The organism is Streptomyces sp. CNP082, assembly GCF_059570535.1.
Genome location: NZ_JCANSZ010000034.1, coordinates 51,346 through 68,301, shown reverse-complemented (window position 1 = coordinate 68,301; position 16,956 = coordinate 51,346). Strand labels below are relative to the sequence as shown.

11 protein-coding genes are annotated in these 16,956 nt (G+C 70.0%); 8 read left to right on the top strand and 3 right to left on the bottom strand.

From position 1 onward, the window contains the following. Positions 1–31 precede the first annotated feature (31 nt). Positions 32–670, bottom strand: coding sequence for a hemerythrin domain-containing protein (locus B124_RS24595; protein ID WP_496505120.1), 639 nt, complete (start codon positions 668–670; stop codon positions 32–34). Positions 671–940: 270 nt separating this feature from the next. Here B124_RS24595 and B124_RS24590 point away from each other — a divergent pair, with 270 nt between their 5' ends. Together B124_RS24590 and B124_RS24585 are read left to right on the top strand one after the other, a co-directional pair. Beyond that, complete coding sequence (locus B124_RS24590; RefSeq protein ID WP_496505119.1) at positions 941–1,303, top strand: helix-turn-helix domain-containing protein; 363 nt, start codon at positions 941–943, stop codon at positions 1,301–1,303. After that, positions 1,300–1,989 (top strand): hypothetical protein, encoded by a 690-nt coding sequence (locus tag B124_RS24585; protein WP_496505118.1) that lies wholly within the window; start codon positions 1,300–1,302, stop codon positions 1,987–1,989. Before B124_RS24590 ends, B124_RS24585 begins: the two co-directional genes overlap by 4 nt. Before the next feature lie 151 nt (positions 1,990–2,140). Here the strand turns inward: B124_RS24585 and B124_RS24580 are convergent, their stop codons facing one another. After that, positions 2,141–4,921, bottom strand: coding sequence for an MMPL family transporter (locus B124_RS24580; protein ID WP_496505139.1), 2,781 nt, complete (start codon positions 4,919–4,921; stop codon positions 2,141–2,143). Between the two features lie 188 nt (positions 4,922–5,109). Between B124_RS24580 and B124_RS24575 the strand changes: the two genes are divergently transcribed. The 3 genes from B124_RS24575 (at position 5,110) to B124_RS24565 (ending at position 7,931) form a co-directional block, all read left to right on the top strand. Then, positions 5,110–5,568, top strand: coding sequence for a hypothetical protein (locus tag B124_RS24575; RefSeq protein ID WP_496505117.1), 459 nt, complete (start codon positions 5,110–5,112; stop codon positions 5,566–5,568). A 63-nt stretch (positions 5,569–5,631) separates the two neighbouring features. Next, positions 5,632–6,417, top strand: coding sequence for a response regulator transcription factor (locus B124_RS24570; RefSeq protein WP_496505116.1), 786 nt, complete (start codon positions 5,632–5,634; stop codon positions 6,415–6,417). Positions 6,418–6,479: 62 nt separating this feature from the next. Next, a complete protein-coding gene (locus B124_RS24565; RefSeq protein WP_496505115.1) occupies positions 6,480–7,931 on the top strand; it encodes a sensor histidine kinase in 1,452 nt (483 codons plus the stop codon). A gap of 172 nt (positions 7,932–8,103) precedes the next feature. Here the strand turns inward: B124_RS24565 and B124_RS24560 are convergent, their stop codons facing one another. Continuing rightward, on the bottom strand, positions 8,104–10,410 hold the full coding sequence (locus B124_RS24560) for an alpha-L-fucosidase (RefSeq protein WP_496505114.1): 2,307 nt from the start codon (positions 10,408–10,410) through the stop codon (positions 8,104–8,106). A gap of 540 nt (positions 10,411–10,950) precedes the next feature. On the opposite strand from B124_RS24560, the gene B124_RS24555 reads away from it, so the two are divergent. The 3 genes from B124_RS24555 to B124_RS24545 all read left to right on the top strand — a co-directional run bounded on the left by B124_RS24555 (position 10,951) and on the right by B124_RS24545 (position 16,552). Beyond that, the gene (locus tag B124_RS24555; RefSeq protein ID WP_496505113.1) at positions 10,951–12,309 is read left to right on the top strand and encodes a Gfo/Idh/MocA family protein; all 1,359 of its coding nucleotides are present in this window, start codon (positions 10,951–10,953) and stop codon (positions 12,307–12,309) included. Positions 12,310–12,463: 154 nt separating this feature from the next. Next, entirely contained in the window at positions 12,464–13,396 is a 933-nt protein-coding gene (locus B124_RS24550; RefSeq protein WP_496505138.1) for a beta-sandwich domain-containing protein, read from the top strand. Between the two features lie 369 nt (positions 13,397–13,765). Next, positions 13,766–16,552 (top strand): family 20 glycosylhydrolase, encoded by a 2,787-nt coding sequence (locus tag B124_RS24545; RefSeq protein WP_496505112.1) that lies wholly within the window; start codon positions 13,766–13,768, stop codon positions 16,550–16,552. Positions 16,553–16,956 lie beyond the last annotated feature (404 nt).

Sequence of the window (16,956 nt, the reverse complement as noted above, 5' to 3'; positions counted from 1 at the left end):
CAAAAGCCTCCGCAGGCTCATGGGAATCGGGTCAGGCGCGGGCGAGGGTCTGCCGGCGAGGGCTGCACAGGTACCGGGGCGGCCATGGGAGGTGGTACGGGAGCCGGACGCGCGGCGGCATGACGCCCAGCGCCGCCCGCCGCGCGCCCACGGAAGCGCCGTCCAGCAGCCACGGGAAGAACGAGGCCGCGTCGCCACTGCTCGGCGGTGAAGGCTGCCCATTCCCGGGCGGTGAGCAGATCGACGACCAGCGGAAGGCCAACTGCTTCTCATGCTCGCAGTGCTCGGCGAGGGAGCCGCAGAGACGTCCCGCGGTCTCACCCACGCCACCGATACCGCGGGACGAACCCAGGGCGGCGTCGGCGGGGTCGAGCACTGCGGTCGGGCCGGCGTGCTCACCCCCCATCCGATCCAGCACCGCCGGCGTCACCGTGTCGCTCCGGTCGCGCAGAACCGGCCACAGGTGAGTGTCTTCGGCTGCGTGGTGGAGGTGCAGGAACGTCGTGAAGCGGCTCCAGTGCTCCCGGAGCGCAAGTTCGCCGCCTCCGGCCTCCCCGTGTCGATCACGGCAGTGAGGCGGTCGAAGGCCGCGACGGAACGGGGCGTGGATTGCGTCCGTCATCGTGGTGTCGATCCGGCCGTGTTCGCCGGATCCGTTCGTCCCGCTCACGCACTCCCCTTGTGGATCAGCGAACGGAACGCACTGTGCAATCCGTTCGCACCCCAGAGGGAGAGGAGAGCGGAGGTGTGACACACAGGACCCCACATGAGACGCGCATCACAATCGGCGGCCGGATGTCACGCTCCAGCCCGCACTTCGCTCACCTGGCGACGCTTCCTGGTGCTGTGACCGCATAGGTCCACCGGTTTGCTGGTGGCTTCCTGGCGTGCGGCGCGCTCGGATGTCCGGGGAGTGCAGGCGTGGTAGCGGGAGGCGGGAATGGCACAGCCGGTCAGGGTCCGGTGGCTGACCGACCAGGAGGGCCAGCAGTTACAGCGGATTGTGCGCCGGGGCAGCGCAAATTCTGTGCGCTGCCGGCGGGCGATGATGCTGCTGGCTTCGGCCGGCGGGAACCGCGTGCCGGTGATCGCGAAGCAGGTGCAGGCCGACGAGGACACGGTCCGGGATGTGATCCACCGATTCAACGAGATCGGCCTGGCCTGCCTGGATCCTCGATGGGCGGGAGGCCGTCCCCGCCTGCTCAGTCGTGACTATGAGGGCTTCGTCGTCCAGTCGGCCACCGCGCAGAGCGGGGCCGTCCTGACGGCATCCCGGCGACCTTCCACCGCACCCACGGCGTGACCTGCTTCCACGCCTGCTACTCCCTCGGCGACGACACCCTGTGGGGCGTCAACCGCCGCCGCAAAGGCACGGCCAACACGCTTGCGGCCCTGAAGTCGATCCGGGCCGCCCGCCCAGAGTTCAGCCCGATGCCCGGGCTGCCGTTCTGGGCAGCCGGACTGCTGTGGTTGACCGCCGCCGACACCGGCGCCGGCTGGGCGGACATCGCAGCCCCATTGCTGCTCGTCGGGCTCGGCGCCGGCTGCGCCTTCGCGCCGATGGCCACCGAGGTCATGCGCAACGTGCCGACCCGGATGTCGGGCGCGGCCTCCGGCATCGACAACGCACTGCGCCAGGCCGGCTCCGTGCTGGCCGGCGCGGCCGTATGCGCGGTGCTCCAGGCCCGGCTCACCTCCTCGCTCACCGACGAGGGCGCCACCCGGCCGCGGACCTGCCGGCCGGCTACCGCGAACCGTTCGTCGAGGGCTTCGCCGCCTCCGGCGGCGCCGGCGCGGACGTGGGCGCGGCGCCGGGCGGAGCGGTGGGCGCCTTCCGGCGGATGTGCCGCAGGACGCGGCGCAGCGGCTCCAACCAAGCACCCGATGATGCCTGGGAACGCCAACTCCTGCGGAGCCGGCGCGAAGGGGCCACGCGTATATGACTGGCCGCGGCCTGGCCGCCTCGTCTGCCCTTCGACCGTCCGCTGAACCTGAGCGCATTGTGACCTGATGCCCCAGACGGCCTCGCCCCGCCTCAGTGTCCGAACAGGAGGCGGGGCGAGGTGCAGCCGGTCCACACAAGGGCCCGGCCGCTCGGTGCCGGACGCCGGGCGCAGGGATCCCGGCGTCCGGTCCGGTTTTAGTGGTCCGTGTTCTGGTGGGCCGGGTCCGGAACCGTCACCCCCAGGGTGTAGGCGCCGTGCAGGAGGCTGGGGAAGTCGTAGGTGCCGTCCGCGCCGGTGTGAGCTGCGGCGACCTGGTCTCCGTCCATGTCGCGCAGGGTGACGCGGACGCCGGCGAGGGGTTCGCCGTCGGCCGTGCGGAGGGTGCCGGAGAGCGCGCCTGCCGGAACGGCTCCCGAGGCGGCTGCGGCGGCACGGGGCAGACGGAGCAGGCACTTGTCGACGGAGTAGCCGTTGAGCACGACGTTGGCCAGCTTCTGGTGATATCCCTCCGCTCTGGCGACGATCAGATAGGAACCGTTGGGCAGCTTCTCGAAGGCGTACGAGCCGTCCGCGGCGGCCAGGACGCGGCTGGCCTGGCCGCCGTCGTCGTCGATCAGGGTGAGCTCCGCGTCCGGGACCGAGACTCCGCCGAATCCCTGGACGCGGCCGCGAATGGTGTGGCCCCGGTCGCCGCCGGACGCGGGCAAGGCGTACTCCGGGCCACTCAGACCCGGTGCGACGGGTGACGGCCGTCCGTCGTGTGCCGGGCCCGCTGGCGTGGCGGGCGCGGTGTCGTCCGGCGCGGCGGGTTCGGCGGGTACCGCACTCGCCGGGTCCGGGTCCTCCGGGGGCTCGACTGCCAGGTGGGGCATCCGGCGGTCGAGCCACTTCGGCAGCCACCAGTTGGCGGTGCCGAAGAGGTGCATCAGCGCGGGTACGAGCATGGTCCGCAGGATGAAGGCGTCCAGCGCCACCGCCCCTGCCAGGCCGATGCCGAACATCGCCAACACCCGCTCGCCGCTGAGCACGAAGGCGCCGAAGACGCAGATCATGATGACGGCGGCGGAGTTGATGACCCGGCTTGTCTCGGCCAGGCCCACCCGGACCGCGCGGCGGTTGTCGCGACTGTGGACCCACTCCTCGTGCATCCGGCTGACCAGGAAGACCTGGTAGTCCATCGAGAGTCCGAAGAGCAGCGAGAGCATGATCACGGGCAGGAACGACTCGATGGGCCCTTCCCGGCCGCCGGCGAGCAGTTCGCCGCCCCAGCCCCACTGGAAGATCGCCACCAGCACGCCGAACGACGCGGCCGCCGCGATGAGGTTCATCGCCGCCGCCGTGAGCGGCACCACCAGGGAGCGGAAGGCGACCAGCAGCAGGACGAAGCCGAGCGCGACGATGACGCCGATGAACAGGGGCAGCTTGTCCATCACGACGGATGCGAAGTCCTTCATCGTCGCCGTCTGGCCGCCGACGTACGCCTGCATCGAGTTGCCCTGCTCGGCTTCGGGGATGGTGTCTTCGCGCAGCTTGTCGATGAGGTCGTCGGTTTCGACGTCCTGGGGTGAGGACTCGGGCACGACCTGAAGGGTGGTCAGCTCCGTGCCGGGCTTGACCGGCGGCGCGGTGACCGCCGCGACTCCTCGGGTCCGCTCCAGGTCGGCCACCAGCCCGTCCAGAGCTTGTGCGTCCTGCTTGCCGGGCAGCTCCACGAAGACGGTCAGCGGGCCGTTGAAGCCGGGCCCGAAGCCGTCGGCGAGCATGTCGTACGCCTGCCGGGTGGTGCTGGTTTCGGGGTTGTTGCCCTGGTCGGAGGCGCCGAGCCGGAGCGAGAGGGTGGGAATGGCCAGCGCCAGCATCACCGCGACGGCCAGCACGCTGAGCAGCCGGGGGCGCCGCTGGACCACGCGCGACCAGCGGGCCGCGGCGCCGGTCGGCTCCTCCGGCTCCGCACCGTCGGTGAGCAGTCTGCGCCGTTGGCGCCGGCTGAGGACCCGCATGCCCAGCACTCCGAGCAGCGCTGGCAGCAGGGTGATCGAGGCGATGACGGTGATGACGACGGTCATGGAGGCGGCGACGGCGACGCCGTTGATGAACTTGAGGTCCAGCGCGAAGAGGCCGAGCAGCGCGATGCACACGGTGCCGCCGGCGAAGAGCACCGCGCGCCCGGAGGTGTTGACGGCGGCGGCGACCGCTTCGGCCGGGGTGCGGCCGCGCAGGATGCCTTTGCGGTGCCGGGTGACGATGAACAGCGCGTAGTCGATGCCGACGCCCAGGCCGATGAGCATCGAGAGCTGGGGCGCCACCTCGGCCACGTCCATGGAGTGGCTGAGCAGCACGATGGCGGCGCTGCCGGTGCCTACGCCGAAGAGCGCGGTGAAGATCGGCAGCAGCATGCCGAACAGCGAGCCGAAGGCCAGGAACAGCACCACCGCGGCGGCGGCGATGCCGACGAGTTCGGCGATGTGCGCCGGCGGCTCGTCCGCCAGTTGCACCGCCTGGCCGCCGACCTCGACCTCCACGCCGCCGGTCTCGGCCTCCTTGGCGGTGTCCACCAGGTCGGTCATCTGCTCCTTGGTGAGTTCCTGGGCCGGCTCGGTGAAGGTCACCGTGGCGTACGCGATCTTCCCGTCGGAGCTGATCTGACGGGCACCACGCTCGCCGTACGGGCTGGAGACGGACACGACGTCGGTGAGCGCGCCGACGTCGGCCAGCATCGGTTCGACTGCCTCGCGCACTGCCTCGTCGCGCACCGAGCCTTCGTCGACCTGCCACACGATGGTGTCGGTCTCACCCGACTCCTCGGGGAACGCCTCCTCCATCAGTTCCTGCACCGTGGCCGACTCCGTGCCTGGCATCTCGAATACGTCTGAATACTCCTCGCCCATGCTGCGGCTCACCCCCGTGAGGCCCGCAAGGACCACCACCCAGAGGAAGACGACCGCCCACTTGCGACGGAAGCACCAGCGTGCCAGTCCGGTCACGTCACAGCTCCTTCGTGCGATACCTCGATCACCAGCAGCATTGGCAGCGCAGATGAGTCTCGGCAAGCGCAGTCGAAATCTCCCAATGAATTCACAATCGCGGCTCAACCAATGCCAAGATTCATCCGTCAAGGTGGCTCGTGGCGATTACCGTCCCCGAATCCAAGGGTGTGTCGAATATGAATGCCACCACTGGCAGGTACTCCCCCGCGGCCAACAAGACGCGACCCACGGCCTCCCGTCGTGTTCCCCCCGTCCCGCCCACGTTCGCCGAGCAACACCGCAGGGGCGTCCGCGCCCTCGTATGCGTCGTCGCCGCAGTGATGATCTTCCTGGCCGGCATGGGCACCAACACCTTCATGATGATGAACAAGCTGAGCGACATGAAGACAGCACTCAAGAGCGGCATGCTCGCAGGCGGAGGAGGCGGCGCGGCCCCGCAGTCCCCCGGCGGTGAACAGTACGGACCCCAGGCACCCGAAGGCGGCAGCGGCGGCAGCGACCTGGAGGCGTGGGCACAGGAGCAGGGGCTGCCGTCCGGGCTGCCGCCGCAGGCCCTGCAGATGCTCCATCAGCAGTACCCGGACGGGGTGCCCGAGGAGATGAAGCAGCAGATCGAGGAACAGTTCGGCGGCTGAGCGCCACGACACGACGGCACATCACAGCAAGTCGTGGAACGACTACTCCGAGATGCTGGTGGCATGAACAGCAGCGCAACCGATCACGAGCCGGGCCAGGCACACCGCTCCGTTCTGGTGGTGGAGGATGACTCCGGCATCGCGGACATCCTGCAGATCACCCTGCGGTTCCACGGCTTCGTCGTGTATGCCGCCGCCACCGCACAGGGTGCGCTCGAACTCGCTCGTGAGCACCTCCCCGACCTGGTGCTGCTCGACGTCATGCTCCCCGACGGCAACGGCTGGCACGTCTGCCGGAAGCTGCGCGAGCAGCACGAGGGCCCGGCGGTGATCTTCCTGACCGCTCGCGACGCGCCGTCCGACGTGCTCGGCGGCCTCGCGCTGGGCGGCGACGACTACATCACCAAGCCGTTCAACGTCGACGAGGTCATCGCCCGGGTACGCGCCGTGTTGCGCCGCACCCGCGGCAGCGAGCCGTCCTCCAACGTGCTGCGCCACGGCGACGTGGAGCTGGACGAGGCGACGTTCACCGTGCGCCGGGCGGGGCAGCAGGTGGAGCTGACGCCCACGGAGTACAACCTGCTTCGCCACCTCATGCGCAACGCGGGCCGCATCCTCACCAAGGAACAGCTGTTGCGCGGCGTCTGGCAGTACGACTCCGCGGAGTCGACCGTCCTTGAGACGTACATCAGTTACCTGCGCCGCAAGCTCGACCCTCCCGACGAGCCCGGGGGCACCCCCGGGCCCTCGCTGATCGAGACCCGCCGCGGCGTCGGCTACGGACTGCGCCCGATCGGCGGCGGCGCCACCGGCGGGCCCGCCCACGGGGACGCGGAAAGAGCGTCATGATCCGATTTCCCCGGCTGGCAGCGTCACGGCGACCCCGCTCGCTCAGGGGACGGTTCACCGCGATGAACGTCGCCATCCTCACCGCCGGTCTGCTCCTGGCCGCGGGTGTCAGCCTCTTCAGCACGTACAGGCTGCTCCTGGGTGAGGTCGACGACACCGTACGGGACCGGCGTGACCGCTTCGCCGACGGCTTGCTCACCACCGAGTCGCTGGCGCGCGTGTGCGTTCTCGCGCAGGTCATCGACGAAGGCGACAACGGCGATGGCATGGCCCAGTCGCTCAGCGGCGACGAGCCGCTCGTCCTCCTCGACGCTGCCGGCCGGCCACTGCGCACCTGCTGGATGTTCAGCGGCAGGAGTTCCCGGCTCGCCGAGGAGTTCGCCGATGCGATCCCCGACCCGGGCGCCTTGGCGGACTCCGGCGGGATCACCAGCGTCACGGCGGACGGCCGCGGCTACCGGGTGGCGGTGGCCCGGCTGGACGACGGGACGTTCGCGATCAGCAGCGCCAGGTTCGACAGCGTGCGCAGCGCCGTGCACACCCTCTTCCTCGTCGAGCTGATCGTCGGTGCGGTGCTGCTCTCGCTCCTCGCCACCGTATCCTCCAAGGCGGCTCGCCGCCAACTGCAGCCGCTGGAGGACATGGTGGAGACGGCGTCGGCGATCTCCGAGGGTGATTTGTCGCGCCGGGTCGACAACTCGCCGCCCGGCGGCAGCGAGGTCGAGCAGTTGCGCGACGCGCTCAACGCCATGCTGCAGCAGATCGAGGAGGCCATGGCCAGCCGCGAGGACGCGGCGGCTCGCCAGCGCCAGTTCCTCGCCGACGCCTCCCACGAGCTGCGTACCCCGCTGGCAACCGTGCAGGGCTATCTCCAGCTGTACGAGAAGGGCATCCTGGACGACAACGACGTCGAGCGGGCGCTGGCCCGCGTCGGCGCGGAGGCGGAGCGCATGGGCCGGCTCGTCGACGAGCTGCTGGCGCTGGCGCGGCTGGAACAGCAGCCGGCGAGCGTCCGCGCCCCGGTCGATCTGGCCGTGCTCGTCCGCGACGGCGCCGCCGACCTGGGCGCCCAGCAACCCCGGCGGACGGTCCACGTGGACGCGCCCGAGCCGGTGGTGGTCATGGGCGACGACGCCCGGCTGCGCCAGGTGCTCGGCAACCTCCTGGCGAACGTACGCACCCACACGCCCGAAGACGCCGCGTGCATCCTGTCCGCGCACGCCGGGAACGGCGTCGCGGTGCTGCGGATCGCCGACACCGGCCCCGGCATGTGCCCGGAGGACGCGGCACGGATCTTCGACCGCTTCTTCCGCGCCGACCCCGACCGTGCGCGGGTCCCGGGCGGCAGCGGCCTGGGCATGTCGATCGTCCACGCGGTGGTCGAGAGCCACGACGGAGAGATCGAGCTGGACACGGCACCGGGTGCGGGCATGACGGTCACCATCCGCCTCCCCCTGCGCGGGGGTGCCCCCGGCGGCACCAGCGCGGCGCGTGCTCTCGGCGGCATGCGGTGAACCGGGGGCCTCCTGTCCGACGGCCTCATCCGACCTCGCTCCCCGGGGCCGGGCGGGCCGAGCCGACGATGCCCACGCCGCCCCCCTGTCGAGACACGGGGGGCGGCGGGCTGCTCCTCCGTCGGATCCGGAGGTTTCGCATCGGCAGGTGCGCGGGCCGAGGTGTCGCAGCTCACCCGCCGGCCGGCGGGTGCACCTGGACCTCCGCGAGCGAGAGCGGGTCCGAGCCGGCGAGCTGGACGCGCAGGTGGCGTGCCTCGGTGCCCGGCGGCAGGTCCACCGCCGTCGGACGGCCGGCCTGGCCTTCCACGTGGACGGCGGTCACTCCGGGTGCCGAGCGGGCTTCGGCGAGGCTGTCCGCGGTGATGGGGTCCTTCGAGGCGAGGACCCAGTAGTCCGTCAAGCGGTCGGCGCAGCAGTCGGTGCGGTTCCAGACCTTGACGCTGTCCACGGTCTTCACCTCGCCGAGGTCGACCTGCCACCAGGGCTCGGCCGAGCCGTCCTCCGCGGTGTGGGTCACGGAGCCGGCGTTGAACGCGCCGTCGGTGTTGCCGTCCACGGCGCGTTCTGCCGGGGCGTCCCACGCGGTGCTCTTCTGCTGGGCCGGCTTGCCCCGGGCGAGGTTCTCGGGTGCCACGGTGACCGGTACGGCGGTGGTGGTGGACTGCCGCCCGTCGCGCAGGGTGAGGCGCAGTTCGTAGTCGCCCGGTGCGGTGTCGGCCGCCGGTGTGACCTGGAGCGGGATACGGGCGTCGGCGCCGCCGGCGAGCGGGCCGGTGCCGGTGGCGGCGGGCGAGACGGTCCAGCCGTCGGGCGCGTCGATGGTGACGCGGGCGGCGGCCTCGCGCCTGCCGGTGTTGGTGACCGTCAGCGTGCCCTCGGCGGTGCGGCCGGGGTTGAGCTCGTCGGGCAGCTCGGTGTGCGTGCGCATCAGGCCGTCGACGCCCGGGGTGCGGATCTTGAAGACGTAGGCGTGCTCGCTGCCGGTGGCCGCCGGGCCCGCGGCCGGGGTGTCGACGACGACGCGCTCGTCGGCGTCCCGGCGCCACTCCAGGTCGCGGCCGTCGGAGCCGAGCAGTGTGATCTCGGTGCCGGGCCCGGTGGGCACGTCGGCGCCGAGGGTGAGCTGTTCGCCGGGCCAGGTGAGCGCGGTGGCGTAGAGGGTGCCGTCCTTGACGGTGTAGCGCACGTCGTCGCCGCCGGCGGGCTCCTCGGCGTGGTGCCAGTAGGTGGTCCCGTAGACGGCCTCGCCGTTGATGTCCAGCCAGTCGCCGATGTCGAGCAGCCGGTTCTGCATCAGCTCCGGGATGGTGCCGTCGGCGCGGGGGCCGATGTTGAGCAGCAGGTTGCCGTTCTTGCTGACGATGTCGGCGAGGGAGTCGATCAGCTGGTCGGAGGTGAGGTAGTCGGACTCGGGCTCGTTCTGGTTGTAGCCGTAGGAGTGGCCGATGCCGCGGCTGGACTCCCACTTGTCCGGGTCGATGTCTTCCTTGACCGTGTACTCGGGGGTCTGGAAGTCGAGTTCCGTGCTGTCCAGCTCGCCGGACTGGATCTTGCACCGGTTGGCGACCGCGACCTCTTTGGGGTGCTCACGGTTCTTGGCCCGGTTGTAGTAGTCGGCGAGCACCGGAGCGGTGTTCCAGTACTCGGCGGGCTTCTCCCACTGCCCGTCGCACCAGAGGATGTCGGGGTCGTAGCGTTCGACGAGTTCGCGCATCTGCGGAGCCATGTAGTCGCCGGCGTAGTCGTCGACCGCCGGGGCGCCGGTGTACGGCACGGGCTCGCCGGTGTACGGGTTGGTGGCGGGGCGGCCGGTGTAGGAGGGGTTGAACCACTCGTAGAGCGAGTAGTAGAGGCCCGCTCGCAGGCCGCCCGCCTCGCGTGCGGCGTCGAACAGATCGCCGGCGAGGTCGCGCCGCGGGCCCATGTCGACGCTGTCGCGGCCGCTGACGGCGCTGTCGTAGAGCGCGACGCCGTCGTGGTGCTTGGAAGTGAGCACGAAGTACTTGGCGCCCGCGTCCTTGAAGAGCTTCACCCATTCGTCCGGGTCGTACTTGTCGGCTTGCCAGCGGTCGATGAACTCGTCGTAGTCGAAGTGGGTTCCGTACGTGTCCCGGTGGTGGGCGTTCGTCGGGTGGCCGGCCTGGTTCATGTAGTTCAAGTACCACTCGGCGTAGCTGCCGCGCGGGCCCCACGCGGGCACGGAGTACGCGCCCCAGTGGATGAAGATGCCGAACTTGTCGTCGTCGAACCACTCCGGTGTCGGGTGGCTGTTGAGGGACTCGACGGTGGGTTCGTAGTCGGGGACCGGCTCCTCCCGGCCGCTGCCCTGCCCGGCCGCGCCGGCCGACCCCGGCGCGCCGCCGAGCAGCGCGCCGACGGCGGACATCAGTGCGGCGGCCGCGACGAGCGTCCGGCCGCTGCGCCCGCGTCTGCGCCGGCCTGTGCCACGCGCTCCTGCACCATGGACCATCGTCATGCTTCTCTCCTCCGAGTACGGGGGCAATACATCCCATCTCTGTTCGCGCATAGGCGACATGAAGTGGACTTCGCTACGACTCGTCTCCCGCAATGGAGAGGCACGCCGGTGATTCATCGGATGACAGACTGGTTGTAGCGCCGCGATGCGGCCCTGTCAACCGGCAGGGCGCACCCATCGCCGCTGCTCGACACTTGACGGCCATCCGATGCCTGCCTTGCTTCTCCAGCCAAGTGACGGCCGCCATCGGCGCACTCGCGCATCCACCTCGACCCGCGCTCCCGCGGCCGTACGACGACCAAGGCCGGCCGGTACGAATCGCCGGGCCCCTCCGAGCAGGCGGCGGCGTGCCACCTCCCGCACCTTCACGCTGTTTGAAGTTGCTCGAAAGCCGTGGCATTCACGCACATCTTGACACGCCGTCCCGCCTCCGGGAGATTCATGGGCGCCAGCGATGTCCATGCCGGGGAGAAACGCATGCAGGAAGCATCTGGACTCTCAAGACGTGCCGTACTGGGCGGAGCAGCGGCCACTGGAGCCATGGCCACGCTGGGGGCTGCGGGCGCCGCGAGGGCCGCCGGAACGGGCGGCGCGCCCGGTCGGCCCGCGGGGCAGACGTCGATGGCGAAACAGGCTTTCGACGTGTATCCGACCGTGCGGGTCGGGGTGATAGGAATCGGCAACCGCGGCAGCGGGATGGCCAACGGGTGGGCTGCGGTACCCGGTTGCGTGGTGCGCGCGGTCTGCGATGTGCGGGCCCCACGCGCGAAGGCCAAGGCCGACCAGCTCGCGGCGGACGGCAAGCCGCGGCCTCTGGAGTTCGGCGGTTCGCCGGATGCGTACAAGGAGATGCTCAAGCGCGACGATATCGACCTCGTCTACATAGCCACCCCCTGGGAGTTCCACTACGAGCAGGGCAAAGCCGCGTTGCTCGCCGGCAAGCACGTGCTGGTCGAGTTGCCCATCGCCACCGAGCTGGACCAACTGTGGGATCTGGTCAACACCTCGGAGCAGACCCGTCGTCATCTGCTGCTCGCGGAGAACGTCTCCTACGGCCGCAACGAACTGGCGATGCTGCGCATGGCCCACGACGGCGCCTTCGGCGACATCACCAACGGCCACGGTGGCTACCTTCACGACCTGCGTGAACTGCTCTTCTCCCCCACGTACTACACCGACTCGTGGCGGCGACTGTGGCACACGCGCTCGATCGCCTCCTTCTACCCGATGCACGGCCTGGCCCCCATCGCGGCCGCGATGGACATCAACCGCGGAGACCGGATGGTCACCCTGCGCGCCACCGCCACCGAGCCCAAGGGACTGGCCGACTACCGAGCCCGGTTCGTGCCCGAGGGGCACCCGGCGTGGAAGGAGACGTACGTCAACGGCGATCTCGTCACCTGCATGATCGACACCGCCGACGGCCGCACCATCCGGGCCGAACACGACGTCAGCTCGCCTCGGCCCTACAGCAGGATCAACACGATCGCCGGCAGCCGCGGCATCTTCGAGGACTACGCCGGTCCGGCTCCGACCGGGGGCCGGATCTACATCGAGCCCGACCACGGGGGGCACTCCTGGCGGGACTTCAAAGCCTACCGTGACGAGTACGACCACTGGCTGTGGAAGAAGATCGGCGACGACGCCGCCAACAACGGCGGGCACGGCGGCATGGACTATGTGCTGCAGTGGCGCACGGTCCAGTGCATGCGTGCCGGCCTGGTACCGGACATGGACGTGTACGACGCAGCGGTGTGGTGCTCACCCGTGCCCCTCAGCGTGATGTCGCTGGAGAGCAAGGGGCGTCCGGTCGAGGTGCCGGACTTCACCCGCGGATCCTGGGTGAACATCCGTCTCGGTCTCGACACGCGCGAGTCGGACATGCCGCCGGCGGCTTGAGCAGGGCTCACCCACGTCGTCCCGGACCACCTCCACGCAACCTCAGGCCGCCCATCGGCCCCGTCTCCCCGGAGGAGAGGAAACGCTCATGCCGACCGAGCCATCCCGCACCGCCCTGTCCCGAAGATCCTTCGCCGTGGCCGGAGCGGGGGCCGTGCTGCTGCCCGCGACCCTCCTCGCAGGCACGGCCCGCGCCGCCGCCGCGCAGACCGAGATCACCGTCTCTCCCATCGACCTCGACGGACCCGCCGTCACCACCGTCACCGTCACCGTCCGCAACACCGCTCCCAAGCGCATGCGTGACCTGCACGTGAGCTTCTCCGGGCCGGCCGGCTGGGTGGTGGAGCCGGAGGTACGGACCGTCAAGGGCGGCATCGCCCCGAACGCCCACGCCACCGTGACCTTCGAACTGCTGGTCCCGGCACCGAGCTCCGGCTTCCAACTGCTCAACTTCACCGCGACCGCGCTGTACGAAGGCGGCGACGGCCTCGCCACCGCCACCGCCACCCGCACGGAGCGACGTGGCGAGCCGCTGCCCACTCTCGCGGCGGCATACAACAACGTCGGCATCACCGATGAATCGAACACCACGCCAGGCGACTTCGACGGCGGCGGCAACAGCTTCTCGGCCCAGAAGCTCGCCGACGTGGGCCTCAGCCCGGGTGCGTCCGTCACCGCGCTCGGCGCCGAGCTGACCTGGCCGGACGTCCCACCGGGGGCCAAGGACAACGTGTCCAGCGGCGGCCAGGCGATCTCCCTCAGCGGCTCCGGGAGCAAGCTGGTCTTCCTCGGCTCGGGGATCGGCACGAACGCAGTGGGCAGCGCCCGGGTCTTCTACACCGACGGCACGAGCAGCAGCGGCAGCTTCGGCTTCCCCAACTGGTCATTCCAGAACGTCACCGACCACGGCGCCACCCAGATAGCCGCGTCGAACGGCCGCAACCGTCAGGACGGGTACGGCAACGCGGGCGTCACGTACAGCATCTTCGCCCATTCCGTGCCGCTCCAGGCGGGCAAGACGGTGGATCTGGTGGTGTTGCCGGGGCAGGGCGGCATCCACATCTTCGCCATGGCCATCGCGCCCTGAAGTACCACGACCAGCGGCCGAGCCACTGGTGAAGCCCCGGACTGTCCTGTCCAGCAGGCGGCGGACCGGGCAGTCCGGGCTTCTCACCGCGCCGCTCGCAGGTTCAGCGCCACTACGGCGGGGCCCATCACCTGGCCGTCGAAGCGTCTGGAGTCGGCCTTGGGTGATGTCCATCAGAGGCTCCGCTCGCGATCTGCCGGTTCCCAGACCTCCCTGAATTGCTGCTTTCAAGGGACTAGACCACTGCGATTCCACCTCGCTACAGTGCTGGAAAATGCGTGAAATAAGCCCTCTATAAGCAGGGGTATGCACTGACCACCCAGCCAACAGGGAGTCCCTATGCAGTTGCAGAAGCGGAAGAGACGTTCGTTGCTATCCCCACGTGGTAAGCCGTATCTGCTGTTCGCGGCAGTCCTCGCGACCGTGGGCGGGCTGGTGGTCGCGCCGTCGGCCGGTGCCGAGCAGGACTCGTCCGCACAGCCTGACGGCAGTGCGCTCATCCCTCGTCCTGCCGTCGTTCAACAGGACGCCGGTGCAGAGCCGTTCGTCCTTCGTCCCTCCCTTGAGATCGTCGCCCGCGGCAAGGCGGCCGGCGTCGGGGAGCAGCTCGCGGTGCAGTTGCGCCGGGCGACCGGGTTCCGGGTGCCGGTACGCGAAAAGGGCGTTGGCATCCGTATCACGGTGAACCCGAAGGCCGGGTACACGGTCAAGGGCGCCGCGCCCACTCCGGAGTCGTACGTCCTGGACGTGGACCGCGGAGGTGTCGCGATCACCGCGCGCACCGCGCACGGGGCGTTCAACGGTGTGCAGAGTCTGCGTCAGCTCCTGCCGGCGTGGGCCGGTTCGCCGAGTCCGGTCGTCACCGACTGGCGCGTACCCGCCACGCATATCGAGGATGCCCCGCGGTTCTCCTACCGCGGTGTGATGCTCGACGTGGCGCGGTCGTTCCAGGAGGTCGAGGAGGTCAAGGACTATATCGACACCCTGTCCGGGCTGAAGATGAACGTGCTGCACCTGCACCTCGCCGACGACCAGGGCTGGCGGATCGAGATCACCAACGAGGGCAAGGCACCGGGTGATCCGATCGACTACAGCGCGCTGCACCGCGAGTCCGGCGCGACGGCGATGAACCAGCAGGGCTACCGCAACGAGCTGGGCCGTACCGGCTACTACACGCAGGAGCAGTACCGGGACATCGTCGCCTATGCCAGGGAGCGGTTCGTCACCGTCGTCCCCGAGGTGGACGTCCCCGGCCACACCAACGCCGCCCTGCACGCGATCCCGGAGCTGAACACCGACCGCTCGCTCCCCGCGCCCGATCCCGAGACCGGGGTGGTGGACTGGAACGGCACCGGCAGCGTGGGCTACTCCGCCCTGGACGAGCAGCACGATCTCTCGTACACCTTCGTCAAGCATGTCTTCGGGCAGCTTGCCGAGATGACCGGGGGCCCGTACGTTCACCTCGGCGGCGACGAGTCCCATGCCATGGGCCACGAGCGCTACGTCGACTTCATCTCCCGCGCCGTCCCCGACATCAAGGCCGCGACCGGCGTCGGGACAGTCGGCTGGACGGAGTACGCCGAGGCCGGGCTCTCCCAGGGGGAGGGTTTCTGGGACGGTTCGGTCGTGCAGTACTGGGTCGGCAGCGGCGACTGGGTACGCGACTTCATCGCCAAGGGCGGCAAGACCGTGGTGTCCGCCGCGGGCGGTTCGTACCTGGACCAGAAGTACACCGGCGAAACCCCGATCGGCCTGACGTGGGCCTGCAGCGGCACCTGCGACTTCCAGCGCTACTACAACTGGGACCCGACGACGACGGTCAGCGGCGGCATCCCCGAGACGGGTGTGCTGGGCGTCGAGGGCCCGCTGTGGTCGGAGACGGTACGCGGCGGTGACCAGGCGGCGTTCCTCACCCTGCCGCGAGCCGCCGCGATCCTGGAAACCGGCTGGACACCGGCGGACCAGAAGGACGTCGCCGACTTCGGTGAACGTCTCGCCCGCCTCGGCCCGCACCTCACCGTGGCCGGCGCCAACTTCTACGAGAGCCCCGGTGCCCGGTGGGCCGCCACCGCCGCCGGCACCGACACGACCGCACCGAAGGGCCTCACGACGCGCGTCGAACTGGGCCAGGTTGCCGCTCCAGGCACCAAGGTCGCCGAGGACGGTACTCAGATTGTTCCGGACACCGTGGCGACCGACGGAGACCCCGCTTCCGCCAGCGCCCTGAACGAGCCGCTGACCGCGACGGCGACCTGCGGGAACCGGGTGCTGCCGGTGACGTTCACACAGAGCCGGCCACGCGACGTGCTGCACGCCGCCGGTGTCTACACCGCAGGTGTGCAGGCGGCGTTCACCAAGGACACGGCGTGCACGCTGAAGACGTCGGCGGGCGATGAGATGTTCGTCCGGGTCAGGCTGGCCGATCCCCCGGCCAACGAGGAACCCCCCGCCTCCGCTCCGGAGATCTCGGTCCCGTCCGAGGTGAAGGCCGGTACCTGGGTCCCGCTGAAGCTGACCGGTTTCGCGCCCGGCTACGTCGACATCCGCATCGACGGTGAGACCGTCTACACCGTGCGCGCCGACGAGACCGGACGGTTCGCCCGCCACGGCGTCATACCGGCTCAGACCCTCCACGGTGAGCAGACGATCAGCGCCGTCCAGGACGAACGCTCGGCGCAGCAAACAGTATCGGTCACCTCCGAGGTGCGGCCGCTGCCGGATCTCATCGACCAGTCCACGCTCAGCGTGCACGACGTCGACAGCGAGGAGACCACCGGCGAGAACGGCGCCGCGGTCAACGCCATCGACGCAGACCCCGGCACCTTCTGGCACACCGAGTGGTTCGACGCGGCCCCGGACTTCCCTCACCACATCACCCTTGACCTGGGCAGGCAGTACGACGTCACCGGCCTGGCGTACACGCAGCGGCAGAACTCCAACAACAGCCGGATCAAGGACTACCGGATCGAGGTGAGCGCCGACGGCACCACCTGGACCGAGGCGGCCACCGGCTCCTTCACCACAGCCCTCACACCGCAGAACGTCGAGTTCGGCGCCACAAGCGGCCGGTACGTACGCCTGACCGGCCTCAACTCCCACGCAGGCAACGCCTTCGCCGGCGCAGCGGAGATCAACATCGGAGGCCGCCCCCTGTGATGTAAGGCAGTCCGGATGTGACACGTGCTCCGATGCCAGGCGCTGCGAACCCCGGCATCGGAGCACGTCGCTTCGGCGAGTGCCGGCGAGGTTCCTGCCGGAAGAGGTCAGCCGGACCGTCCCGAGCAGGTCCGGCGCGACCATCCTCGAAGAACTCGCGCTGGCCACCCGGCTGCCTCTCTCCGTTCCCGGGCACGCGCACAGGCTCTCCATGGCCCGGAGCTGCCCACCGGGCGCCCGGTGGGCAGCTTGTATATCAGTACCCGGTCGGAATGGCTGGCTGGCGAACACCGATTGCCGGACGTGAACTCCGTCTCGCTGGCAACGCGTCTGGTGGGTGGCCGAGCCCATATTCAGGATGCGCGTAGGACTCGATGCCACCGTTCCAACCCGGACGCCCGGCG